Here is a 24539-nt window from a genome sequence, read left to right on the forward strand (position 1 = left end):
CCAAAGGTCACATAACATGCCGGCAACGCTACCCGGGAGCACGACACGGTGCAGGCACAGATTTGTATCCATCTGTAGCAAGGGACTGACCTGATACAAATGGCTACAATTCTGCCCATGAAACACGATGCAACGATGATTTAGGAAAGACACCATGGGACCGCCACCTCATATCCTTATCGTGGATGACCACGCACAGATACGTGAAAGCGTCGCGCGCTTTCTGGAGAAGAACGGAATGCGCACGACCGTCGCCAGGGATGCCGTGGAGATGGATGCCAAGCTGGCCACCGGTCACTTCGACCTGCTCGTGCTCGATGTCATGATGCCGGGCGAGGACGGTTTGTCGGTTTGCCGCAGACTTGCGCCAGAAGGTGATCTTCCGATCATCATGCTGACGGCGCTTGGTGAGGAAACGGATCGGATCGTGGGTCTGGAAATCGGTGCGGACGATTATCTCGCCAAGCCGTTCAATCCACGAGAACTGCTCGCCCGCATCAAGTCGGTTCTTCGGAGAAGCAACCGCGACGAACCTGTGGCCGGAAGCCTCGCTGGGAGGAAAGTCTCTTTTGCGCACTGGATACTGGATACCGACCGGCAGGTGCTGATTGACGAGTCCACCACCGAGACCCCATTGACGACCTCCGAGTTCAAATTGCTGGCGGTCCTGCTGGAACGCGCGAGGATGGTGCTCAGCCGTGACCAGTTGCTTGACCTGACCGCTGGGCGGACGGCAGGCCCGATGGATCGCACCATCGACAATCAGATCAGCCGCCTCCGCCGCAAAATCGAGCCGGATGTACTTAGGCCCAGTGTCATCAAAACGGTGCGGAACGGCGGATACTGTCTGGCTGCCGATGTCGAGGATGCGCCGTGATGCGCCGTGCGATGAGATCTCTGAGCGGCCAGTTGATCCTGCTTGTGGTTGCGGTGCTTGTCGTGGCCCAGGCAATCAGCCTGTTCCTGTTCGCTGACGAGCGCAGCCTTGCGATCCGTGCTGCTTTGGGGTTCGAGGCTGCTGGACGCGCAGCGAATGTGGCGCGGTTGATCGAAGAGGCCCCGTTGGACCTGCAGAATTCCATCCTTCGCGCAGCAAATTCACCACTTATCCGGTTTGATCTGTCAGACGCTCCGAGTGTGGAACACACCAGTCATTCGCATGGCGACCTTGTTGAAGGGCGTATCCGTGCGCTAATGGACGATAGCTACAGCCGCGATATTCGCGTTGAACTGCACGAGATCGAGGGCGAATTGAGGCCCTTGCCCAATCTTTCTGACGAAATGACGGAAATGCATCTCGCGATGATGCGCGGAGAGTTGATAGCGGTTGAAATGAACCTGTCGATCGCCATTAAGGGAGCGCGTTGGCTGAATGTCGGAACGCGGTTCGAGCGTCCACCAATCCAATGGCCTTTCTATTCGATGCTGACCTTTGGAATTTCCGCCGGACTGCTTTTGGTGGCGATTTTCTGGTTTGTCATGACGCGCCTGACGCGTCCTTTGCGGCACCTGTCGAAGGCCTCGGACCATCTTGGCCGGGGCGAGGATGTGCCTGAATTGACCGTCGCAGGGCCGACCGAGGTCAGGGATCTGACCGTCGCCTTCAACCGCATGCAACGACGGCTGACCCGGTTTGTCAGTGATCGGACACGGATGCTCGCAGCGCTTGGTCACGATTTACGCTCGCCGTTGACTGCTATGCGTGTCCGCGCGGAGCTGGTTGACGAAGAAGAGACGCGGGACAGCCTCATCGCATCGGTCGAAGAGATGCAGAGTATGGTCGAAGCGACGCTCACCTTTGCACGGGGCCTTACCGGATCCGAAGGTGCTGAAGTGGTCGATCTGCGCAATTTTCTGGACAGCTTGTGCAGCGATATGGCGGCACACTGCACCTTTGCCCCGAGTGATGATGTTGCCGTGCGGCTTCGACCCAACGCGTTCCGAAGGGCACTGAGGAACTTGCTTGAGAACGCCGTTCGCTACGGTGGTGCCGCAAAAGTCAGCTGGGCGACCCACGGTTCGAACCTCGTACTCAACATCGATGACAATGGGCCCGGCATTCCCGTCGACCAGTTGGAAAAGGTCTTCGATCCCTTCTATCGCCTCGAGCAATCGAGGTCTCTGGAAACGGGCGGTTATGGGCTTGGGCTCTCAATCGCGAGGACAATCGTCCAATCCCATGGCGGCGATATCCAGCTGGTCAACCATAACAGCGCGGGTTTGCGCGCTGTTGTCACCATCCCACTGGATGAAAGCGAACTAATCGAAGGAGAAACAGATGAAACTGAAAACGCTCATTCCAACGTTGCTGGCCAGCTTGCCCGCCAGCATGGCGCAGGCTGATGGACCAGGCTCCTGGACAGGTCACATGTGGGGCAGTGGCTATGGCTTTATGGGCGGCTTCATGATGCTCGCCTTCTGGGGCGCCGTGATCGCATTGATCGTGTTTCTTGTGCTCAGGCTGCGCGACAATGGCACTCCCCCGCCGGAATCGGACGCGCGGGAAACGCTGAAGCGTCGCTTTGTGAATGGTGAAATCGACGACGAAGAGTTTCGCCGCCTGAAAGCGACACTCGACGAGTAGTCCACATTACAAATTTGAACACTGTCCGACGCGACGCCACCAACCTTAGATAGGAAAGAACGCCATGTTCCCGGAAATTGGTCACTTCGCACTGGCCCTCGCGCTGGCCCTCGCACTTGTTCAAAGCGTTCTACCGATTGCAGGTGCGTCGCGTGGAAACGCCGTCTGGATGAAATCCGCTCAGGCGACGGCAATAGGACAAGTGCTGTTCGTGGCCATAGCCTTCGCAGCGCTGATGCAGGCTTTCATCGTCAGCGATTTCACCGTCAGGAACGTCGTTGAGAATTCCCATTCGCTCAAGCCGATGCTTTACAAGGTGGCCGGGACATGGGGCAGCCATGAGGGTTCGCTGCTGCTCTGGATCCTGATCCTCGCGGTGTTCGGCGCGGGCGTCGCCTGGTTCGGATCTAACATCCCCGCGGAGACCAAGGCGCGCACCCTGTCGGTGCAGGCGTGGATCAGTGTCGGCTTCCTGACGTTCCTTCTGCTGACGTCGAACCCCTTCGAGCGAGTGTTTCCGCCGCCGCTTGACGGCAATGACCTAAACCCGTTGCTTCAGGACATGGGCCTCGCCTTGCACCCGCCGCTCTTGTATTTCGGGTATGTCGGCTTCTCCATCGTGTTTTCCTTCGCCGTTGCGGCTCTTATAGAGGGTCGCGTCGATCCGGCCTGGGCCAGATGGGTCCGGCCATGGACATTGGCCGCCTGGATCAGCCTGACGGCGGGTATCGCCCTCGGGTCTTGGTGGGCCTATTATGAACTGGGCTGGGGCGGCTGGTGGTTCTGGGATCCGGTCGAGAATGTAAGCTTCATGCCTTGGCTTCTGGGCACAGCGCTGTTGCATTCGGCCATCGTCACGGAAAAGCGCGATGCGTTCAAAAGCTGGACCATCCTGCTTGCCATCCTGACTTTCTCGCTTTCACTTCTCGGGACGTTCATCGTCCGGTCAGGCCTGCTTACATCCGTACACGCGTTCGCCGTCGATCCAGAGCGCGGAGTTTACATTCTGGGTTTACTCGCGGTGTCCATCGGTGGGTCGCTGGCGCTCTACGCCTGGCGGGCGCCCGAAATGGAGCCGGGTGGTTTGTTTCGCCCGATCAGCCGCGAAGCCGGGCTGCTCGTGAACAACCTCATTCTGGCCGCCGCTACGGGAACCGTTCTGTTCGGGACGCTTTATCCACTGATCCTGGAGGCTGTCACCGGGGACAAGATCTCGGTCGGTCCACCTTTCTTCAACGCGGCCTTCATTCCGATGATGCTGGCACTGGTCGTGTTCATGGGTCTTGGTCCATTCCTGTCGTGGAAGCGGGCTGATATCGCCGGTTTGCTCGATCGCATCCAATTCGTGGCCGTTCTGGCGGTCATTGCAGCCTTGGCCGCATGGTATCTTCTGAACGGTGGGCCGATCATGGCCTATCTTGCCATCCTCGGCGCAGCGTGGCTGCTTTTTGCGACCCTGCGGGAATGGGCGCTACGCATCCGTCTGTTCGAGGTTTCCCTTGCAGAGAGCGCGAGACGCGTGCGCAACCTGCCACGCGCCTCTCACGGTATGACGCTTGCCCATGCCGGCGTCGCTGTGTTGATGATGGGGATGATCGGCTCGACCGGATGGAAGAGTGAGGAGATCGTCTTTGCCGCCCCCGGGACCGAAGTCACGATCGCCGGGTTCGACATCACCTTCGAAGGGGCCGCAAAGGTTCAAGGGCCGAACTACATCGCGGATCGCGGCACCCTTGTGGTGCGTCGGGATGGCGAATTGGTCACGACGCTTTTCCCGGAACGCCGGTATTACCCGGTCGCGGAAAGCCAGACGACGGAGTCGGCCATCCGCTCCACATTGGCGGGTGATCTCTATACGTCGATTGCAACGCCAGCCTCCGATCAAGTGAACAACGCCGGAGCATGGACCCTTCGGATCCTCTATGAACCGCTCGTCAACCTGATCTGGATCGGCTCAATCCTGCTGGTGATCGGTGGCTGTTTGTCCTTGTCGGATCGCCGTTTGAGGGTCGGGGCGCCGCGCCGCGCCAAACAGCCAGCCAGCGATGCTGTTCCTGCCGAGTAGGAGAGAAGATGAAACGTCTCATTGCCGGGCTGCCGTTTATTGCGGCGGTCATATTCGGTGGGTTTTTTCTCTGGGGGCTCAATCCCGACCGGGATCCCAACGAGATCCCTTCCGTCCTGATCTCGCAACCGGCCCCGGCGTTCGACCTCGATCCCGTGCCGGGGTTGGAGACACCCGGCCTGGCCCGAAGCGATCTTGTCGGCAACGAACGACCGGTCGTGGTCAATGTCTTTGCGTCCTGGTGCGTGCCCTGCCGCGCGGAACATGCCGTGTTGACAAGATTTGTCGAACGAGAAGGCATGCGGTTGTTCGGAATAAACTACAAAGACAAACCTGAGGATGCCGTGAAGTGGCTCAATGACCTCGGCAATCCCTACGAGCGGATCGGGTCCGACCTGTCGGGCCGGACCGGGATCGAATGGGGCCTGTCGGGCGTGCCGGAAACCTTCATCGTCGATAGCGATGGCACCGTTTTGTTTCGCTATGTCGGGCCGGTCGTGGGTCCGGACGCCGTCGAACGGTTCACGCAAGCCCTGAAGCAGGCAGGCGCACTGCCAAATGGAGCAGGTTCATGAGACAGTTGATTTTCGCGTTTTGCATCGGGCTCCTTCCCTTTGCCGCCAATGCGGTGGAACCGGACGAAATGCTGACCGACCCGGTATTGGAACAGCGTGCGCGGGAGATTTCCAAGGATCTGCGATGCGTCGTCTGTCAAAATCAGGACATCGACAGCTCGAACGCGGGTGTGGCGCGGGACTTGCGTCTGCTCGTACGCGAGCGCCTGGTCGCCGGAGACAGTGACACCGAGGTGATCGCCTACATCCGGGCGCGGTACGGGGATTACGTGCTGCTCAAACCGCCTCTGGAGCCTGCGACCTACGCGCTTTGGTTTGCGCCAATCGCTTTCGTTCTGGTCGGGGTTTTCGTTGGTGGTGGGGTACTGATGAGTCGGCGAAAGCAAGAGGCTTTTGAAGATTTGGGCGCGGAGGATGAGAACACCGTGTCCGAAATTCTCAGACGAAACGAAGCGGGGGATGCGTCATGATCTGGGGTATTTTCGGTCTTCTGACGCTGCTCGCAGTCGGAATTGTCCTCTACCCGCTGCTGCTGTCCAAATCGAACACTCTCACCAGAGGAGATGCGGTACCGGCGATCCTTGCCGATCAGATGCGGGAAATTCAACGAGACATGGACCGCGGTTTGATTTCTGAACAGGAAGCTCAAGCAGCCAGACTCGAGATCAAGAAACGGATCCTCGCGACGACCCGCAATTCGGAAGAAAAAGTCGGATCATCCCGTAATGGTGGCAGAGTCACTCTCGTTGTCGCGGCGGTCCTCGCGCCGGTTATTGCCACGGGCTACTATCTGACGATGGGATCGCCGGAGGTTCCTTCAATGGCCTTCGCTGCCCGTGCAGAGGAGCGGGCACAGACTGATGAAGTGACGGCGCTGGCAATACAACTTCGCGAAAGGCTTGTATCCGATCCGACCGGCGGCCCTAGCGAAGGGTGGATGCTGTTGGGCCAGACCTATCAGCGCATGGGCAGAGCAGCCGATGCCGTCGAAGCCTTCGAAGTCGTTGCCGAACGGGAGGATGCCACCTCCGCGACATTCTCCATGCTGGCAGAGGCTGTCGCGGTTGCCAATGACGGCGTTGTTATTCCACGGGCGAAATTGGCCATTGATCGCGCTTTGGACCTTGACCCATCCAATCCTGCGGCAACCTACTTCGAGTCTCTGTATTACCTTCAGCAAGAAGAGACGCGTAAGGCCTACGATCTGCTTGTTTCACGGCTGAATCAGGAAGAGGCTTACGTTCCCTGGATGGAGACCTATGCAGCGCAGATCAACCGGATTGCAGCGGCAGCTGACCTTCCGGTCGTCAATCTACCCAGCGGGCCGACGTCGCAACCAGGCCCGAGTGCCGCAGATGTCGCGGCGGCGTCGGAGATGAATGACGCGGATCGCGCGGAGTTCATCCGATCGATGGTCTCGCGGCTGGCCGAGCGTCTTGAGGATGAACCGGACGATCTGGATGGTTGGATGCGGCTGGCAAATGCCTATACCGTCCTTCAGGAGCAGGATCGCGCCGTTGAGGCCTACCGCAAGGCTGAAGCGCTGTTGGAGCAGCAGCCCGCCAGTGATCCTCGGCGTGCGGCGGTCCGTGCCGCGCTTGAGCGGCTCGGCGGCTGACTACTGCTCGGTGTCCCGGTCGAGCAGGTCACTCCTGTCCGGCAACCTTTGCGGAAACATCCCGACCACTGGCTTGCGCCAAGGCGTTCATCACGTCCTCGGTTTTTAGCAATTCGGACAGCACAATGCCGTTCGGTGCCGATGGTCCGTAGACGGCATTGAAGGGGATGCCGTATCTGCCGAAACTCTCAAGGTAGCGGGAAATGCGCGTGTCCGGGCGTGTCCAATCTGCCTGCATCGCCGTGACTCCAGGCGCTCCAAGCGCGCTCCGGACTGGCTCCCGATCGATGATAAGTGTCTTGTTCGCTTTGCAAGTCAGACACCAGTCAGCGGTCACATCGACAAAAACGACCTCTCCTGCGGACACGCGTTTCGCTATTTCCGAACGATCAAATGCGATCCAAGCCATTGCCAACTGCGGCGTCGAACGCGCAGGTGCTGATTGCTGCAAGAGAGGACCTGCGGCAATGGCCAGGACAAGGCTGGCTATGGCAATAGACCACCTGAATTGGGACTGCACATTCGGGAGGGACAGTATCAGAACGGCAAGACCGGACAACGCCGCGACCGCGATGACGGAGGCCAGCCCCGCGACACCGTCGAGCACCCAGAACAGCCACACGGCGGTTGCAAGCAACAAGACCGCCATGACGCTCTTGATGATCAGCATCCATCGACCAGGCTTGGGAATGAATGCGACCAGACGTGGGAACGCGGCGATGACGAGATAGGGCAGGGCGAGGCCGAACCCGAGGCTCGTAAAGACTATGAGGATGTCCAAGCCACGCCCGGCCAAAGCAAAGGCCACAGCGGTGCCGAGGAACGGTGCCGAACAAGGCGTCGCCATGACGGCACCGAACATGCCAGTGAAAAAGTCGGCGGAATAGCCGTTGCGCCCTCCGGCCCCAGCAAGCCGTGTTTGCAGGCCTTGTGGAAGGGCGAACTCGAACGCTCCCAACAGATTTGCCGAAAAGACGAGCAGGACAGCGATCATCACCGCGAGAAACAGCGGGCTTTGGAATTGCAGCCCCCACCCGACGCTGAGCCCTGCCGTCTGGAGCGCCCAGAGGACGAGCGCCAGGCCCCACATGAACATCATGATGCCAGCGGCGGCTGCGACGAAGCCAAACCGGACACGGGTTGTGTCGTGATCGGTGTGTTTGAGCACAGACGACACCTTGATGGACAGCACCGGCAGCACGCAGGGCATCACATTCAAGATTAATCCACCCAGCAGCGCGATCGCGGCAATCCAGAGCAGTTCCATCATGTCTGGTGTCGTGGCGGCCAATTCAAAGGGCGGTGCTATACCTTGCGCCACGCGATCCGCGATGATCGTGAAGGCCCGGTTCTCGCCGTCGGTGACGGTAATCGACGGCGCCACTGTCACATCCATGTTCGACGAGAGGATCGGCAAGCGCGCCCAGAGCAAACGATAATCTTCTCCCAAACGGATATCGGGTTTGCCAAGCGCAACACCCATACCCAGTTCGGGAAACACATCCGGCGACTGGAGTGGTTCATCGACGCGAAGGCTGACGATCAACTCCGTGAGGTCTTCGTCGATGAAGGCATTTGCCTCGCTGACGCCGCTCGTCTCGGCTCCTTCGGGGACGCGCGCGGAAAACGTGCCAATCAGCCCAGCCGAAGTGCTGTCGATGACGTTGCCCCGTCCGAGGCGAAGTGACAGGTCAAACTCTTCCGGGACACAGACATCGGAACACACCAGCAGTTTGACCTGCGCGGAAAGAGTCACAGGTGCGCCGGGATCTTCGAGCGTCACGCGCAGCGGAAAGACGGCTTCACCCGCATACCCAAAATTTTCGATGCCGAAGGCGGTGAAGCGCGTTGGGGCGGGCCACATGAATTCGACATCTGCGACGTTTTCGGAACCGCTCCATTCGACCGAAGGCGGTATTCCAACCTCTCCCGGCGACCGCCAATAGGTCTTCCAGTTTTCGTTCAGTTGAAGATGAAGCCCGGCTGACAGAGTCTGTGTGTTCTCGGGAACCCCGTCCTGGGCACTAATGAGATACGCGGTGAGTGGCACACTCTGGTATTCAGCAGATGTTGCTGCCGAGACACTTCCAGAGACAAGCGCCACGAGCACGAAGGGAAGCAGGAAAATCCGACGCAGGATCAGAAGGTTATCTATCAAGAACCTGTATCCTTCCCTCAATTCTTACGCCTATAGTAATAAAACGCCGGAAATTGTCTCAAAGACCACCTACGGCAAAACCCTGACGCCCATCGGCACAGACGACCTGCGCGATACCAGCACCAGAAAAAGTGGAAGTACGGCACCCATCGGGCCAATTGCTGATTTGATGTTTAGTGGACAGGATAGAGTTGCGATCTGGACAGTCTTCAAGACTTCCGGCGCATCCGCCAAGCAACGTAACTGCTGTCAACAACGCGCCCACCCGCGCCACCTTGCCCATTTCACTGGGTATTGCGGGCGACGACAGGAATTGCAGATGGCACGGTCTCTGGCATTTCTTCTACGGGGTCTTTCGCTTTGGTCGAATGGCACGATTTACCCATGACCTTGAACATCACCAGATGGGCCCCGACGCACAGCAGGAGCGGGGCGAAAGCCGCTGCATTGCCCCACATGCCCGCCAATGTGCCGCCGGCAAGAAAAAACCCCGCAACGGGCAGCAGCATGACGACGCAACATGCCATCATGCCATAATGCATGAGCCTGTCCGTGATCGACTTTTTTCTGTGGTTTTGGTGGTCCATGACACCCTCTTTGTCTCGTTCTTCGCGCTATTTGCGACCCTCCAGCAGGGTAAGGTCAAGGATACAAATGGATACACTTCTCGCGGCCTTGTCAGGTTGCCTGATGCCGGGTCTCCCGTAAAAGAGATGCAACAAATCCGAGGCTTGGAGTGTGTCATGACGACTTCGCGAAACAACAAGATGAATCGGCGACGCCTATTGGGATATGCGGCTGCCGCTTTGGCTGCACCCAGCGTGGTTCGCGCCGAAACCATTCGTCGCAACATCTCTTCTTTCCGAGTTCATGAGTGGCAAGACCATTTCGATGTGCTTGGAAAAGGAATCATTATCTCGGATACCGGAAGGCGCGCGCTTCAGCACTGGACAGCAGATGGCGAGATGCGGATCTACCCAACTTCCGTTCCGCTGACCGACGAACTCACCAAACGCGGTTACACCGAAGTGGTGGAAAAACGCAAAAAACCCAGCTGGGCGCCAACGCCCTCCATGCGGGAACGCAATCCGGAATGGCCGTTGCGTATTGAAGGAGGGGACCCAGCCAACCCGTTGGGCACCCGTGCACTTTATCTTTCCTGGCAATATTACCGTATCCACGGGACACAAGACACTCGGAAGATAGGCCGCCGATCGTCGAATGGTTGCATCGGCTTGTTCAACAAACAAATCGAGGAGATCTATGAGCGCGTGCCTGTCGGCACTCAGGTCAAACTTATCTGACACAACGGGCAAGACGGAAGACACAAGTATGGATAAATTGACCGCACTTATCGCAGCCGTAGTGATAGCTGGCGGGGGAGTTGCAACTTGGCAGTTCATTTCTGCGGAAGATACAGCGATGGGTCATTCCATGACGCCTCCTGACACAAGTCGGATAGAAGCAGGCGACCCAATCGTTCAGGTCCAACTGCCGGCAGAATTCTCGGAGCAAGCCACGATTGGGAAAACCATTTTTGAGGCTAAGTGTTCCGAGTGCCATGGAGCAAACGCAGCGGGACAAAACGGGATTGCCCCGCCTCTTGTGCACAAGATTTACGAGCCAAGCCACCATTCCGACATGGCCTTTGTTCTAGCCGCTCAAAATGGCGTGCGTGCGCATCACTGGAAATTCGGTAATATGCCAAGGATCGAAGGACTGACTCAGGGAGACGTCAAGATGGTTGTCGCCTATGTCCGTGAACTACAGCGGGCCAACGGGATTGACTGATGCGTTGGTCGAAGACAAGCCGATTGATACTGTCGATGATTTTCGGCGTTTTCCTGGTGGTTCTCGGAGTGCCTGAGGCGCCAACACATCACGATGAAGCGTCCTCGGCGCAAGAAATTCAATCCCACGAAGATGTAGAATTATCGACGAACCAGGCCTCTGGCCACTGTCATCCGGGACTCGATTGTTCTGTCACGGCAGCGGTGTTGCTCCAGACAAACGTGGTTTACGAGCCTCACTTTCTGAAGGCTGTCATGCAAGACGGCGCGACTCAAAATTCCGAATTGCGCCCCACCAGCGATCCTCCACCGCCCCGACGGTGGGTCTGATTTCACATCGCTCGAAAAGCAGACTCATTAAAGGATCGAAGACATGAAAAAGATAACTATCACAGCGGCAGTATTGATCGCAGGAACTGCGGTCACGGCTTTTGCGCATGGCGGGGCAACCGGCATCGTAAAAGAGCGCATGGACGCCATGCTTGCTATGGGGAAGGCGATCAAAACCGTTGCCCCGATGATGCGGGGCGAAACGGCCTATGACGCAGGAACAGTGAGCGATGCAGCGCGTCTGTTCCAGCAGCACGCCGGTGAGAGCATGACAAAGCTGTTCCCAGAGGGCACAGGGGGCATGCCTTCGGAAGCCAAAGACGAAGTGTGGACCGACTGGGACCGCTTCGCAGCTTTGGCAAGTCAGTTGGAAGAATACTCTGAGGGCCTGGAACGCGCAGCCGACAATGGATTGGGCGGCATGGGCGGCGATACCTCCATGGATGGCGCCTCGATGATGGGCGGCGGGTCCATGATGGGAGGCGATACAACCATGATGGGCGGGAGCACGATGATGGATGCGGCCGCCATTGCCGAAATGCCCGCCGACGCGGCATTCACGATGACGACCCAGGTCTGTTCCGCGTGCCATGAACGCTTCCGGGCGGAAGAAGACTAACCATGCGCCGGTTTTTGACACTCGTCAGCGGGGTCACCGTGCTGGGCACGGCCGGCCTCGGCGCGGTGATTGCATGGCCTGTCGGCAGTGCAGTGTCTCCGATTGCAACAGAGGGCAATGTCGACCGGGGCGCATATTTGGCGCGCGCCAGTGGGTGCATTGCCTGTCATACCAATTTTGAAGCGGGCGGCGCACCACTTGCCGGAGGGGCGCCGCTCGAAACCCCGTTCGGAACGTTCTATCCACCCAATCTGACGACCGACCCCGAACATGGCATGGGCGAATGGACGGCAGAACAGTTCGCAAAAGCCGTGCGACAAGGCATCAGTCCCGATGGAACGCCGTACTATCCGTCTTTTCCATATACCTTCTATGCGGATTTCTCCGACCAGGATATCGCGGATCTCTGGGCGGCGTTTCAAACCGTGCCGCCCGTGGACAAGCCTGCACCAGAAAACGATGTCGGCTTCCCATTCGACCAACGATGGGGGCTGAAGCTTTGGCGAGCGGCGTTCTTCTACGATCCGGATACAGAGCCGGACGAGAGTAGAAGCAACGCCTGGAACCGTGGCAAGGAGCTGGTGAATGGTGCCGCTCATTGTGCCGCGTGTCATACATCCCGCAACTTTGCCGGGGGACGAGACCTGAGCGCAAGGTTTGCAGGCAACGCCCAGCTTCCCGGTGGCAGCAAGGCACCTGCGATACGGCCAAAAGACCTGGCCAAAAATGACTGGACGGTTTCAAACCTCGCTTATGCGCTCCAGACCGGCATCACCCCTTCGGGCGATGCTTTCGGCGGCAGCATGGCGGAAGTGGTTCGCGAGGGAACTCGGTTTCTGACACCTGCCGATCGCGAAGCGATGGCGCTTTTCCTACTGAACAAGGACACGGTCGAGGCGGAGAACTCCGCTTCGAACTAACATCACGCGGGGGCGACACGCCCCCGCTTTCTCGAGGATCGAAATGAAACAAACACGTAGGGATTTCTTGCGCAATGCAACTCTGGCGGCCTGTGCGGCCGCCATCCCGCGGTCGGCTTATGCCGCAACCCCGTTCGAGGACGTGGTTACCAAGGTTGCGCGTCGACAACTTCTTCCGGACACCTACCCGGAAACAGAGATCTGGGGCTATGACGGTCTTGTTCCGGCCCCGGAAATCCGGGTTGCACAAGGCGATCGGGTGCGTCGCAGGTTCCGCAACGAGGTACCCGATCCCAGTTCGGTTCACTGGCACGGAATCCGGATCGATAACGCGATGGATGGCGTTTCAGGACTGACCCAGAAAGCCGTGGCACCAGGTGAAACCTTTGACTACGACTTCGTCGTACCGGACGCGGGCACCTATTGGTATCACGCGCATAATCGCTCATACGAGCAAGTCGCGCGTGGTTTGCGCGGTGCCTTGATCGTCGAAGAGGTCGATGGACCGGACATAGACCGCGAGGAAGTCATCGTTCTGGAGGACTGGTTGCTCGACCCTGAGAGCGGGCAGCTGTTCGACAATTTCGAACAGCCTATGATGATGAGCCACGGTGGACGCATCGGCAACTTTATCACGACCAATGGGCGCTATGACCTGACCTTGCCCGCGAAGCGCAACGAACGCATTCGCTTGCGGATCATCAACGCAGCAAGCGCTCGAATTTTCCCGCTGAGGCTCTCTGGATTCAGTGGCTGGACGGTGGCCGTGGATGGAATGCCAACCGGCCAACCCCAGTCGGTTGACGGCGAGTTGATCCTCGGCCCGGCACAGCGCGTCGACTTAATTGTGGATGTGACCGAAGGCGAAGGCGGCACCGCCCAATTGCTTCGCATCGGCGATGATGATCAACTGACCCCGTTGGTGAGTTTTCTGGTCAACGGCACAGCCAGTTCAGTACCAAGAGGCAAGCCACTGCCGTTGCCGCCGAACCCCGCGGCACACGCCCCGGACCTTGCCGATGCGCGTGATTTGCGACTGGTCATGTCCGGCGGGGCAATGGGGCGAATGCAGTCCGCATTGCTTGGCGGGGAACGTCTTGGATTCCGTCAGCTTGCCCAAGCGGGCAAATTCTGGGCCCTGAATGATGTCGCCGAAATGACCTACACGCCACTGGCCGATCTATCCCTGAACGAGCCGGTGCGCCTGAAGATCGAGAACCAGACCGTTTTCCCACATGCGATGCACCTGCACGGGATGCATTTCCGCGAGCTGCGCCCCGACGGCGCGTTCGGGCCGATGCGGGACACGATCCTGTTGGCCGGCAACGAGTCCCGGGAGATCGCCTTTACGGCAGACAATCCCGGCAAGTGGCTGTTCCATTGCCACATGCTCAGCCACGCCGCATCTGGCATGACAACCTGGATACGGGTCACATGAGATATCTCGTTTGGTCCCTTCCGATCACTGTCGCAGCAGCCGCCTTCACGTATTGGCTCTCGACCAGTGCATCCTCGGATGTCGGCAGCGCGTCCAGGGCGGAGAGCTACGACATCGAAGAAGGCGCGTTGCTCTACGCAGAAAACTGTGCGTCTTGTCATGGCGCGGGTCTGGAAGGCCAGCCGGAATGGCGAACGCCCGGCGCGGATGGGCGCCTGCCAGCACCACCACATGATGAGACGGGTCACACCTGGCATCATCCTGACAGCCTGCTCTTCGATTACACAAAACTGGGGGGTGCGGCGCTTCTGGCGCGTCAGGGCGTCGAATTCGACAGTGGCATGCCCGGTTTCGCAGACGTGCTGACCGACCAGCAAATTCACAACATCCTGGCCTTCATCCGGTCCACCTGGCCAGACCGCATCCGCGAAGTCCAGGCCGCGCGGACAGAAGCCGACGAACAACGGGGAGAGAACTAAAATGCGTTTCAGACAAGCCTTCACGACGGTCGCGATAGCTGCCTTGCTTCCGATACCGGCACTCGCGGACGAACTGTCAGAGTCCCGGGTCAAGGAACTTGTGCTCGAGGCAATCCGCGAGAACCCGGAGATTGTCATGGAGGCCGTGGCGATCCTCGAACAAAGGCAGGCGCAAGCGCAGGAGCTCAGTCAGGCCCAAGTTCTGAATGACCAGCGCGATCTGATCGAGAACGATCCGAATGCGCCGGTTCTCGGCAACCTGGAAGGGGACGTCACTGTTGTGGAATTTTTCGACTACAACTGTCCCTATTGTCGGCGGGTCAAACCCGAGGTGCGGGCTTTGATCGAAGACGATCCCAACATTCGCCTCGTCTATCGTGAATGGCCCATTCTCGGAGACGGATCGGTGTTTGCCGCGAAAGCGGCCTTGGCAGCGCGCAAGCAGGACAAATACGAAGAGTTTCACTGGGCAATGATGGGGCTGGAAGGCCGCGCGGAAGAGGCCTCCGTGCTGCGCGTGGCCGAGGAGATCGGCCTGGATATCGCGCAGTTGCGCAAGGACATGGAGGCCCCCGAGGTCGAAGAGCACATTGCGACCTCCATGCAACTGACCCAAGCTCTGGGCTTTAACGGCACGCCGTCTTTCGTGATCGGGGATGCGCTGGTCCCGGGCTTCGTCGAAAAGGCGCAGCTTGCCGACTTGGTCGAGGAAGCCCGCAAAGTCGAAGACTGAAATTCTGTGCCCGGACCACCCTTGGGTGGTCCGGGCACTGCATCAAGCGGCCGCAGGTTCCACGTTGTAGCCCGCATCCCGAATGATCGCTTGGACCTGATCGGCTGGTAACACGCTGTCGACATGCACCTGTCGGGCAGAAAGGTCACATTCTACGCCTGCATTCGGATCTGCGCTCTTCACCGCGCTTTCGATTGCTGCGGTGCAATGCCCACAGCTCATGTCCGGAACGCTGAACTTCATCGGAACCACTCCTTGATCTGATTTCTGCCGGTGACTTGGGGCTTCCCCGCGCTGGAAGGTCAAGAGAAGAAATTTATTTGGCGCCCTCCCATTGACCCTCCAGTTACTGGAAGCCCTACATTCCACGTCGAATGGAAAAACAGGTGACACATATGCCCGAACCCAAACAGATCAGCCTGCCGATCGAAGGCATGTCCTGCGCGTCCTGCGTTGGCAGGGTCGACCGCGCATTGAATGCAATCGACGGCGTAGAGGATGTGTCGGTGAATCTTGCATCCGAAACCGCGCGTATGAGCGTGGACGCGCTCAAGCGCGTTCCGGAAATCATCGAAACCCTTCGCGAGCTGGGCTACCCCGCGCGGACGGCCAAGGCCGAACTCACGATTGCAGCCATGTCCTGTGCCTCTTGCGTCGGGCGGGTCGACAAGGCGCTTTCCGCGGTGCCTGGAGTGGTCGAGGTGAACGTCAACCTCGCCTCCGAGACGGCGACGGTGGTTTACGTCGAAGGTCTTGTCACGACATCCGATCTGGTAAATGCAAGCGGCGCGGCAGGGTATCCAGCAACCGTGGCAACGGCCCAGGCCGGTGACGACAGAGTTGCGCGCAAGGAGGAAGAGGCTCAGGCGCTTGCCAAACGGGTCACCTTTGCGGCCATCCTCGCCTTGCCGGTCTTCCTGATCGAAATGGGTGGCCACGTCATTCCGGCCGTTCATATGCTGATCGAGACCACGATTGGCCAGCAGACGAGTTGGCTTCTTCAGTTCGTGCTGACGACAATCGTTCTCTTCGGCCCGGGCCGGACGTTTTACACCAAGGGTTTCCCGGCCTTGTTCCGGGGTGCCCCCGACATGAACAGCCTCGTCGCGGTCGGCACCGGGGCGGCTTACCTTTATTCCGTGGTTGCGACATTCGTACCGTCGGTCCTGCCTGACACGCTGCGCACCGTCTATTTCGAGGCGGCAGCGGTCATCGTCGTTCTGATCCTTCTGGGGCGGTTTCTTGAAGCGCGCGCCAAGGGGAGAACGGGCGCGGCCATCCAGAAGCTATTAGGGCTTCAGGCGCGGACTGCACGCGTGATGCGGGACGGAGAAAGCGTCGAGATCGAGATCGATGCGCTGGTTCAGGGTGACATCGTCATCGTGCGCCCTGGTGAACGCATCGCGGTCGATGGCGAGGTCATCGAGGGGACCAGCCGCGTCGACGAAAGCATGCTGACAGGCGAGCCGATCCCCGCTGAAAAAGGTGCCGGAGATACGGTGACCGGCGGGACGGTGAACGGCGCCGGAAGCCTGCAGTTCCTCGCCACGCGGGTCGGCGCCGACACGACCCTGGCGCAGATTATTCGCATGGTCGAAGAGGCCCAGGGCGCCAAACTGCCGATCCAGGGATTGGTCGACCGGATCACCTTGTGGTTCGTGCCTGCCGTGATGGCGATCGCGGCGGCGACCGTGCTGGTCTGGCTGTTTTTCGGGCCTGATCCGGCCCTGACGATGGCGCTGGTCGCCGGTGTGTCGGTGCTCATCATCGCGTGCCCCTGCGCGATGGGGCTTGCGACGCCGACCTCGATCATGGTCGGGACGGGACGTGCTGCGGAAATGGGTGTCCTGTTCCGTAAAGGTGACGCCTTGCAGCAACTTGATTCCGTTGATGTGGTCGCCCTCGACAAAACAGGCACGGTGACCGAGGGGCGACCCGCACTGACTGACCTTGTGCTGGCGGAAGGGTTCGATCGCCCAACAACGCTCTCGAAGATCGCTGCCGTGGAGTCGCTCTCCGAGCATCCTGTCGCGGACGCCATCGTGCGGGCCGCGCGGGCCGAGGGCGTACCTCTTGTGGCGGCCGAAGGCTTTCAATCGGTCACAGGTTACGGCGTGCGCGCCGTGGTCGAAGACGTGGAGGTGTTGGTTGGGGCCGACCGCTACATGGCGCGCGAAGGCATTGACGTCTCGGCATTGTCTCCAGAGGAAACGAAGATCGCAAGCAAGGGTCGCACGGCGCTTTACGCTGCCATAGATGGGCGTGTCGCCGCCGTGATCGGCGTGGCCGATCCGGTCAAACCGGCAAGCCGCGCAGCCATCGCAGCGCTGCACGAAAAGGGTCTTGCGGTTGCGATGATCACCGGCGACAAACGCGAAACCGCCGAAGCCATCGCCCGCGAAACCGGTATCGACCACGTCATCGCCGGCGTCCTGCCGGACGGCAAGGTTGCGGCGCTCGACAGTTTGCGCCAAGGGAACAAGCGCATCGCCTTTGTCGGCGACGGGATCAACGACGCCCCGGCGCTGGCGCATGCCGATGTGGGCATCGCCATTGGAACCGGCACCGATGTGGCCATCGAATCTGCGGATGTCGTCCTGATGTCGGGCGATTTGCGCGGCGTGGTGAACGCCTTCGAAGTATCGCGGCGGACCATGCGCAACATCCGGCAGAACCTGTTCTGGGCCTTTGCCTACAACGTGGCACTTATTCCGGTCGCTGCCGGGGTGCTCTATCCGGCCTTTGGGTTGCTCCTGTCACCAATCCTTGCGGCGGGTGCGATGGCGTTGTCCTCGGTGTTTGTCCTGACCAATGCCCTGCGGCTGCGGCGCATCGCGCCTGCGATGGACGAGCAGCGCGCAATCCCGGCAGAGATGGCAGCCGCCACTCCTGCTCCAGCAGAATAACGGAGGTCCGACATGAACATCGGAGACGTTGCCCGACAATCGGGTGTGCCCGCCAAGACGATCCGCTACTACGAGGACATCGGTCTGATCCGCCCGAACCGTAGCGAGAACGGCTATCGCGCGTTCACCGAGAACCACGTTCACAAGCTGGCGTTTCTGGGTCGCGCACGGGCCTTGGGGTTCACCATCGAAGATTGCAGGACGCTCCTGTCGCTCTACGAGGATGAAAACCGCGAAAGCATGCAAGTGAAGGCGGTTGCGGAAGACCATCTGCGCCAGATCGAGGAAAAGATCGCGAAACTGCAATCCATGCGCGCGACGCTCGCCGAACTGGTGGAAAAATGTGCCGGGGATCACCGGCCCGACTGCCCCATCATCGAGGATCTGTCGCCGGAGCGGTTGGCCAAGTGACAGGCAAGAAGGGGCTGTACCTCAGAACCAGATCGCGCGGACCGGCATCCAGATACCCATGAAGATCATCATCAGGTTTTCCGTCAGCGAAATGAACCCCAGCGGGACGGAACTGTCACCGCCGACGCAGGCGCATTTCAGCTCTCTCTTGTCGATATAAACAGCCTTGAACACGCTGACAGCGCCTACCGTGCCGATAAACAGGGCGACAGGCGCCGAGAGCCACAGCAGCGCGCCGGCAGTCATCAGGACACCTGCCAACGCTTCGCCGAACGGGTAGACCTTGCCGTATCGCACCCATTTGCGCGCCAGCAGATCGTAGTTGAGGAACATCGTCGAAAACCCTTCGACATCCTGCAATTTCTGGATCGCGAGAATGGTCATGGACAGCGAAATGAACCATTCGAACCCCCGCAAGGTAAGGACCGACCCGTACTGGTGCCAGGACAGGCCCAGTGCCAATAGCGCGGCGCCGGAAAAGATCGCGATGACCGGCTGGTAGGTCGTGTCGCTTTGCTCTTCCTCGGGTGGGTCGATGTCGAAAAACACCCTGAGTTCTTCATACCCGCCGATGCGTTGGCCGCCGATAAAAGTTTGCGGTGTTGTTTCGACACCATGCTTCTTCATGAAGGCATCGGTGTCTTCGCGGCTCTCAAGCGGATGGTCTTCCACCTCGAAGCCCTGCCGTTCCAGCAGGTCTTTCGATTTCAAACCATATGGGCAAAGATGGCCCGGCATGACCATGCGATAAAGCTGCGCGGATTTACTGTCTGTGTCGCGGGGCATGTCCTTTCCTCCTTATCCGCTGCACGTAAGTTGACCACGGAACCCGGCTTCGTAGTCGGTTCCCGCGCTGACGATCAGATCGGTCAGGTCACCGTTCGTCTCTGCGATCTCGGCCGACAGCGGGCCTTCAGAAAATGCATTTTCGCCCTGCGCATTCAGGCGCACCAGATCACCGCTGATCTTCATTGCGGCGGCAGACCCTTCGCCGGTTTCACCAGTCACCAGTACAGCCGGACTGTCCGAGGTGTAAGCAAAGCGGCAGTCTCCACCGTTCGGGAACACCGCAGCGATTTCGTCTTCCGTCAGAAACTCGGGATCGACCTTCGACACGACCTCCGTTTGAAGCGCCTGTTGCGCATCCAAAACCTGCGCCGGCGTTCCGCTTCGCGTGGCCGATGCTTCGCCGTTTGCTCCAATGTCAGCAATAAGGTAGCGCATTTCGGCGATTTCCTTGTCCTGCGCATAGATAATGTCGTCTGCGAGCCCCCGGACGCGCGGGTCGGTGATCTCGGCACGAGTCGACGTCATGATGGCGATCGAGTGGTGCGGGATCATGGCGCGCATGTAGGACTTGTCCTGCACCGTGAATTGCCCGCGAACCAGCCAGAGGCTCGCCGCGAAAAGGACTATTGCGCCAACGAAAATCGTGATGTTGGCTTTGGTGTTCTGATACATGGACAACATGTACGCCAACATGATCACGGCCATGGTCGCCCCCATCAGGATGGCCATGTAAAGGCGTGTCTCCGAAAAGAAGATATGGCCCCAAAGATAGGTGTTCAGGTACATCAGAACGAACATGACCACGGTCGATGTTCCGATCATCATAAAGAATCGTGAGTAGTGCATTTCCAGTCACCTCTTTGCAGTCCTTTGTAAAAGAACAACATTCCAGCGCTGGAGGGTTCCAAAAGTTCGAATTTTCGTAGTTTCAAGGCAACAGCGGCACGTCATTTGCCAAGGTTCACGGCTTCTTTTCTTTGTGCCCGAAGCGCGCTGAATTTTCATGGACTCGAGGAGATCGCGCCATGCAGAATTTCACGAGACGAGAATTGATTTGTGCCGGAGCGTTGGGTTGCTTGCTGCCGACAACTGCCTGGGCCCACAAAGTCAAATTGCCCGAACAGTTCGAACCGCAATTGATAAACACCCGTCGTGATGACTGGATGAACGGGGACATCCACGTCGTCCCTGACGATTTTTTCCTCTATTTTATGCTAGTGGACGGGATGGCGATCCGCTACGGGGTCGGAGTAGGGCGGAAAGGTTTGTATGAACCCGGAGAGTTCACCGTGGATCGCAAGGCCAAATGGCCATGGTGGCGACCGACGAACGCTATGATCCGGCGCGAGCCACGCAAATACGCGAAGTACAAGGATGGGCTGAAAGGCGGGCCAAACAACCCGCTTGGGGCCCGCGCGCTCTATCTCCATGATGATGAGGGACGCGATACCTATCTTCGCATTCACGGAACGAACGCCCCGGAGACAATTGGGTCGGCCGTGTCGAATGGATGCGCGCGATTGACGAATGAGCATGTGAAGGATCTGTACGATCGCGTTGAAATCGGCGCTCGCGTCTTTCTGTATCCCAAAGTGACAACGGCGTGAGGGGTGCTCTGTCGCCTTGAAGTTCCTCCACCGGAAATGGCACAAGCACAGCAGTTGGCGAAAGCCAGTCCATCATTCATGAGGTGACGGAATTGTCATTGAGCCGGAGGTCTTTCCTTGGCGGTATGACCGTTGCGCTGGCTGGTACCCGCTTGCCAGCAGCAACACGCGAGTTGATCCTCGCGCCCCAATCGATCAAGGCGCGCCTTGCTGGGTACGACGTGTCGATGTTGGGCTTCAACGGTGGTCTGCCGGGCCCTGAAATCAGAATGCGACAAGGACAAACCGCCCGCATTACCCTCGATAACCGATTGGAGGAGGGCGCTCTCGTTCACTGGCATGGGTTGCGGGTTCCAAATCGGATGGATGGTGTCAACGTTCTCACTCAGGATGTGGTCATTCCGGGCGACTCGTATCGTTATCAATTTGGCGTCCCGGATGCCGGCACGTATTGGTATCACTCGCATTACCTGTCTTACGATCAGGTCAGCCGCGGTCTTTTCGGCACCTTCATCGTCGAAGAGCAAAATGCGCCGGCTGTCGACCATGACATAGTTGTTCAGTTCTTCGATGTCTTGTTGGATCAGTCCGGACAGTACGACGAGGGGTTCAACCCGGCTCATTTCGCGACCGAGGGCCGTATCGGCAATACGGTCACGGCGCTTGTTTCCAATGCAACGGGCAAGAATGTGAAACGAGGCGACCGTCTGAGACTGCGTCTCATAAATCCTTCTATCGACAGGGTGTACCGTGTCGGCCTGGATGGTTTGACAGGCAAGATCGTTGCACTGGATGGCATGCCTCTGGCGCATCCACGGACGCTCGAACCGATCCTCCTCGCTCCGGGCCAAAGATGCGATGTGATCGGTGATGCAAACGGGCCGATCCGGTTCGACGACAGCTTTGGAGAGCGGACGTTGAGCCTTGGCGAAATCGCTGTTTCCGGTTCCCGTAAGCCCGCGAAAGCGCCCATCACCGCGTTGCCCGCCAACCGAATGCCCGCCCCGAAAGACCCCGGCCAAACCGCGGAGCTGGTGCTCCAGGGAGGTGCGGGAAGCGCGTCCCACAGCGGCACAGGGACATGGGCGCTCAATGACGTATCCGGCCTGCCTCGAACCCCTTTCCTATCCGTCGCGCAGGGGACGACCGCGCGCATTTCGATCCGCAACGAAACCGGGTTTCCACACGTCATGCATCTGCATGGCCACCATTTCTGGGAACTCGATGCGGCGGGTGAAGCCGGTCCATACCGGGACTCGACCTATCTGGAGATCGGCGAGACGCGGGAAATTCTCGTCGTCCTGGACAATCCGGGATCGTGGATGCTGCATTGCCACATGTTGAGCCACCAGGCCGACGGTATGGCAACGTGGATCAGAGTCGGCTGAGGGTCGCGACGGATACATACCGTTACAAATCTCTGAATGATAACAGGCCTTCTGCCGTTTACGTAACCTGACAAGCGAGAAACAGGTCCATCGATTGCCAACGGGAGCGTTCATTGACCCTGACACCAAAATCTCTCGGCATGACTGCGGCGGCAGGATCAGCCGCCTTGCTGTTAGGGGCCTTCGTTTTCCAGGCTCTTGGCTACGCGCCGTGCGCAATGTGCATCTGGCAACGCTACCCACACGCAATCGCCATTGGAATGGGCGCTCTGTTGCTTTTTGCTCTGCCGATCCTGCCAATCCTGATAATCGGTACCCTTTCGGCACTCAGCACATCCGCGTTGGGAGTGTTTCATACCGGGGTCGAGCGCGGCTGGTGGGAGGGACCGACTTCTTGCACGGGATCCGGCCTCGATGTTTCGCAAATGTCGGTATCGGAATTACTGCCCTCTGCCAGTTCAAGTGCTTCGACTCTTGTTCTGTGCGATGAGGTTGTCTGGGAATTACTGACGTTGTCCATGGCCAGTTGGAACGCAATCCTAAGCGGTGTCCTGGCTTGCCTTTGGTTGGTCGCAATCGCAAAAAGTCTTAAGGTTCGATGGCGTGGGGTCGCAGACGTTTCTTGAATCGCCTCACACTCAATAAAAACAGAAGGCTCCGCTTCATGGTTACAAGACGACACTTCCTTGCACTCTCCGGTTCGCTGTTTTCAGCGTCTCTGAGTTCCCCTGTGTTCGCAAAGACCTGGCCGACGAAAGCCGAAAAAGCGGCGTGGGATGCGCAGGTCACGCCCGCCAACTATGACCCGGCAACAACCAACCCATGGGGGCTGCATCCCAGGCTCCTGCCGCAACGCGTTTTGGCAAATGACGGTTTGAGCCCGGGTGACATTCACGTCGATGCGATCGCGCGCTATTTGTACCATATCGAGGAAGGTGGCACTGCAATGCGCTACGGGGTCGCGATTGCCAAGGGCAATCTCTACGAACCCGGCACCTATACGATTCGTCGCAAGGTCGAATGGCCACACTGGACGCCAACCCAGTCGATGATTGAGCGCGACCCAGATGCATTTGCTCAGTTTGCCGATGGGATGGAGCCCGGCCCGGAAAATGCCTTGGGGAGCAGGGCGTTGTATTTATTCGTCGGAGATCGGGATACGTACCTTCGTATCCATGGGACACCCAGCCCACGCAGCATTGGCGGCCGGGCCAGTTCGGGATGCGTGCGCATGGTAATGGCCCACATCAATGATCTCTATCCGAATGTCGCTGTCGGATCGACGGCGTTCCTCTATTCGGCCGAAGACAGCGTTACCGCTCGAAGCTGACCTATTCGTCGGACAGAGCATCTTTGGCTCACGCGCTGAGCTCTGCGTTGTGCAGGCAAATCGTGCAACAAATTGTTGGACGAACACTCACGGCTGTGTCGCAAGTGAACTTTCAAACTGTGCAATCGCTACGGATTTGTCGTCCTCATCGTTCTCGAACAGCTTTGTGGTTCGCACGCCCGGCAGCTTGCCAAAATCCGCCATCAGGCGCTTTGGGAAAAATGTGCGTCCAATGGATTCAAACCCTGGTAATTGCCTGAGTACCGCGGAGGTACTGGCACTACAAAAACCGGAAGCGGCTGGGCCGCTGGCAATTGCAAGCTGCAAGGCCTGCTCCGCGACTTCGGGAGACACATCGATCTCTTGTATGACGACATGGTAGGTCTCCCGAGCATGAGCCCGCGCATAAAAATCGGCCACTTGTGGAGTAATGCCATAAAGCACATCTCCTCGTTCCGGTACAGCGCTCAGCCGGACCGTTCCTGCCGGATCGAAGATAACACGCTGCGACCCATTAATCATGACGCTGGTATGCGCACCCGCCCCGGACCTGTTGTTGATCATGGTGTACAACGTCAGCGCGGCCGGTCCATCGTGACGGTAGGATGCGCTACTGATGACTTCGGCTGAAGCATCCGGGCGCATGACGTTTCCTGCACCGCACCCCGCCAAAATCACCAAGGTTAGAACTGAGAAAATACGGTGGGAAAAGCGCACTCTGCAGCCTCCTGCCATGGGTTGAATGATTGAATTTTCGGGATATGCAGGGCCTCTACCACTCTCGACACCAACTCTTCCG

The 24539-nt window shown here is 58.7% G+C and carries 26 protein-coding genes; 20 read left to right on the top strand and 6 right to left on the bottom strand.

The genetic code is table 11. The features are described from left to right. The first annotated feature begins 154 nt into the window (after positions 1–154). The 7 genes from PM04_RS15045 to ccmI all read left to right on the top strand — a co-directional run bounded on the left by PM04_RS15045 (position 155) and on the right by ccmI (position 6842). A complete protein-coding gene (locus PM04_RS15045; protein ID WP_007803380.1) occupies positions 155–877 on the top strand; it encodes a response regulator in 723 nt (240 codons plus the stop codon). Beyond that, the gene (locus tag PM04_RS15050) at positions 877–2343 is read left to right on the top strand and encodes an ATP-binding protein (RefSeq protein ID WP_038008376.1); all 1467 of its coding nucleotides are present in this window, start codon (positions 877–879) and stop codon (positions 2341–2343) included. Before PM04_RS15045 ends, PM04_RS15050 begins: the two co-directional genes overlap by 1 nt. Then, on the top strand, positions 2279–2584 hold the full coding sequence (locus tag PM04_RS18245) for an SHOCT domain-containing protein (RefSeq protein ID WP_234702896.1): 306 nt from the start codon (positions 2279–2281) through the stop codon (positions 2582–2584). The genes PM04_RS15050 and PM04_RS18245 overlap by 65 nt, the downstream gene beginning before the upstream one ends. Before the next feature lie 64 nt (positions 2585–2648). After that, entirely contained in the window at positions 2649–4649 is a 2001-nt protein-coding gene (locus PM04_RS15060; RefSeq protein ID WP_038008378.1) for a heme lyase CcmF/NrfE family subunit, read from the top strand. 8 nt (positions 4650–4657) lie between these two features. Continuing rightward, positions 4658–5224 carry a DsbE family thiol:disulfide interchange protein gene (locus PM04_RS15065; protein ID WP_038008380.1) on the top strand — a complete coding sequence of 189 codons (567 nt, stop codon included), beginning with the start codon at positions 4658–4660 and terminating at the stop codon, positions 5222–5224. Continuing rightward, positions 5221–5694: a cytochrome c-type biogenesis protein gene (locus tag PM04_RS15070; protein WP_038008382.1), complete on the top strand. Its 474-nt coding sequence runs from the start codon at positions 5221–5223 to the stop codon at positions 5692–5694. The genes PM04_RS15065 and PM04_RS15070 overlap by 4 nt, the downstream gene beginning before the upstream one ends. After that, positions 5691–6842 carry a c-type cytochrome biogenesis protein CcmI gene (gene ccmI, locus PM04_RS15075; RefSeq protein WP_038008384.1) on the top strand — a complete coding sequence of 384 codons (1152 nt, stop codon included), beginning with the start codon at positions 5691–5693 and terminating at the stop codon, positions 6840–6842. The genes PM04_RS15070 and ccmI overlap by 4 nt, the downstream gene beginning before the upstream one ends. Positions 6843–6870: 28 nt before the next feature. On the opposite strand, the gene PM04_RS15080 is transcribed toward ccmI, so the two are convergent. Beyond that, positions 6871–9000 carry a protein-disulfide reductase DsbD gene (locus PM04_RS15080; protein WP_038008386.1) on the bottom strand — a complete coding sequence of 710 codons (2130 nt, stop codon included), beginning with the start codon at positions 8998–9000 and terminating at the stop codon, positions 6871–6873. A 284-nt stretch (positions 9001–9284) separates the two neighbouring features. Next, positions 9285–9587, bottom strand: a complete 303-nt coding sequence (locus PM04_RS15085; RefSeq protein ID WP_038008387.1) for a DUF2933 domain-containing protein — start codon at positions 9585–9587, stop codon at positions 9285–9287. 156 nt (positions 9588–9743) lie between these two features. On the opposite strand from PM04_RS15085, the gene PM04_RS15090 reads away from it, so the two are divergent. The 7 genes from PM04_RS15090 to PM04_RS15125 all read left to right on the top strand — a co-directional run bounded on the left by PM04_RS15090 (position 9744) and on the right by PM04_RS15125 (position 15309). Beyond that, positions 9744–10304: a L,D-transpeptidase gene (locus PM04_RS15090; protein WP_038008388.1), complete on the top strand. Its 561-nt coding sequence runs from the start codon at positions 9744–9746 to the stop codon at positions 10302–10304. A gap of 28 nt (positions 10305–10332) precedes the next feature. Further along, positions 10333–10791, top strand: a complete 459-nt coding sequence (locus PM04_RS15095; protein WP_038008390.1) for a cytochrome c — start codon at positions 10333–10335, stop codon at positions 10789–10791. Between the two features lie 372 nt (positions 10792–11163). Continuing rightward, positions 11164–11739, top strand: a complete 576-nt coding sequence (locus PM04_RS15105) for a cytochrome c (RefSeq protein ID WP_038008394.1) — start codon at positions 11164–11166, stop codon at positions 11737–11739. Between the two features lie 2 nt (positions 11740–11741). After that, positions 11742–12659 carry a cytochrome c gene (locus PM04_RS15110; protein ID WP_038008395.1) on the top strand — a complete coding sequence of 306 codons (918 nt, stop codon included), beginning with the start codon at positions 11742–11744 and terminating at the stop codon, positions 12657–12659. A 43-nt stretch (positions 12660–12702) separates the two neighbouring features. Further along, the gene (locus PM04_RS15115) at positions 12703–14097 is read left to right on the top strand and encodes a multicopper oxidase family protein (protein ID WP_038008397.1); all 1395 of its coding nucleotides are present in this window, start codon (positions 12703–12705) and stop codon (positions 14095–14097) included. Then, on the top strand, positions 14094–14576 hold the full coding sequence (locus tag PM04_RS15120; protein ID WP_007803408.1) for a cytochrome c: 483 nt from the start codon (positions 14094–14096) through the stop codon (positions 14574–14576). Before PM04_RS15115 ends, PM04_RS15120 begins: the two co-directional genes overlap by 4 nt. 1 nt (position 14577) lies before the next feature. Continuing rightward, complete coding sequence (locus tag PM04_RS15125) at positions 14578–15309, top strand: DsbA family protein (protein ID WP_009807488.1); 732 nt, start codon at positions 14578–14580, stop codon at positions 15307–15309. 42 nt (positions 15310–15351) lie between these two features. On the opposite strand, the gene PM04_RS15130 is transcribed toward PM04_RS15125, so the two are convergent. Then, on the bottom strand, positions 15352–15552 hold the full coding sequence (locus PM04_RS15130; RefSeq protein WP_007803412.1) for a heavy-metal-associated domain-containing protein: 201 nt from the start codon (positions 15550–15552) through the stop codon (positions 15352–15354). A gap of 152 nt (positions 15553–15704) precedes the next feature. On the opposite strand from PM04_RS15130, the gene PM04_RS15135 reads away from it, so the two are divergent. Further along, positions 15705–18215 carry a heavy metal translocating P-type ATPase gene (locus PM04_RS15135; RefSeq protein ID WP_038008475.1) on the top strand — a complete coding sequence of 837 codons (2511 nt, stop codon included), beginning with the start codon at positions 15705–15707 and terminating at the stop codon, positions 18213–18215. A 12-nt stretch (positions 18216–18227) separates the two neighbouring features. Beyond that, entirely contained in the window at positions 18228–18626 is a 399-nt protein-coding gene (cueR, locus tag PM04_RS15140; RefSeq protein ID WP_038008399.1) for a Cu(I)-responsive transcriptional regulator, read from the top strand. Positions 18627–18647: 21 nt separating this feature from the next. Here the strand turns inward: cueR and PM04_RS15145 are convergent, their stop codons facing one another. Both PM04_RS15145 and PM04_RS15150 read right to left on the bottom strand, forming a co-directional pair. After that, positions 18648–19412: a MauE/DoxX family redox-associated membrane protein gene (locus PM04_RS15145; protein WP_200880354.1), complete on the bottom strand. Its 765-nt coding sequence runs from the start codon at positions 19410–19412 to the stop codon at positions 18648–18650. 12 nt (positions 19413–19424) lie between these two features. Then, the gene (locus tag PM04_RS15150; protein ID WP_200880356.1) at positions 19425–20261 is read right to left on the bottom strand and encodes a DUF305 domain-containing protein; all 837 of its coding nucleotides are present in this window, start codon (positions 20259–20261) and stop codon (positions 19425–19427) included. A 179-nt stretch (positions 20262–20440) separates the two neighbouring features. On the opposite strand from PM04_RS15150, the gene PM04_RS15155 reads away from it, so the two are divergent. From PM04_RS15155 to PM04_RS15170, 4 genes are all read left to right on the top strand, one after another. Beyond that, positions 20441–21022, top strand: coding sequence for a L,D-transpeptidase (locus tag PM04_RS15155; RefSeq protein WP_052068521.1), 582 nt, complete (start codon positions 20441–20443; stop codon positions 21020–21022). Positions 21023–21147: 125 nt separating this feature from the next. Beyond that, entirely contained in the window at positions 21148–22410 is a 1263-nt protein-coding gene (locus tag PM04_RS15160) for a multicopper oxidase family protein (RefSeq protein ID WP_038008402.1), read from the top strand. Between the two features lie 140 nt (positions 22411–22550). Continuing rightward, complete coding sequence (locus PM04_RS15165; RefSeq protein WP_038008403.1) at positions 22551–23036, top strand: disulfide bond formation protein B; 486 nt, start codon at positions 22551–22553, stop codon at positions 23034–23036. A gap of 38 nt (positions 23037–23074) precedes the next feature. Next, positions 23075–23740 (top strand): L,D-transpeptidase, encoded by a 666-nt coding sequence (locus tag PM04_RS15170; protein WP_038008406.1) that lies wholly within the window; start codon positions 23075–23077, stop codon positions 23738–23740. A gap of 87 nt (positions 23741–23827) precedes the next feature. Here the strand turns inward: PM04_RS15170 and PM04_RS15175 are convergent, their stop codons facing one another. Next, positions 23828–24439, bottom strand: coding sequence for a hypothetical protein (locus PM04_RS15175; RefSeq protein ID WP_038008481.1), 612 nt, complete (start codon positions 24437–24439; stop codon positions 23828–23830). Between the last annotated feature and the right edge of the window lie 100 nt (positions 24440–24539).

The organism is Thalassobacter sp. 16PALIMAR09 (assembly GCF_000765485.1).
In the GTDB taxonomy this organism is placed as follows: domain Bacteria; phylum Pseudomonadota; class Alphaproteobacteria; order Rhodobacterales; family Rhodobacteraceae; genus Thalassobacter; species Thalassobacter stenotrophicus.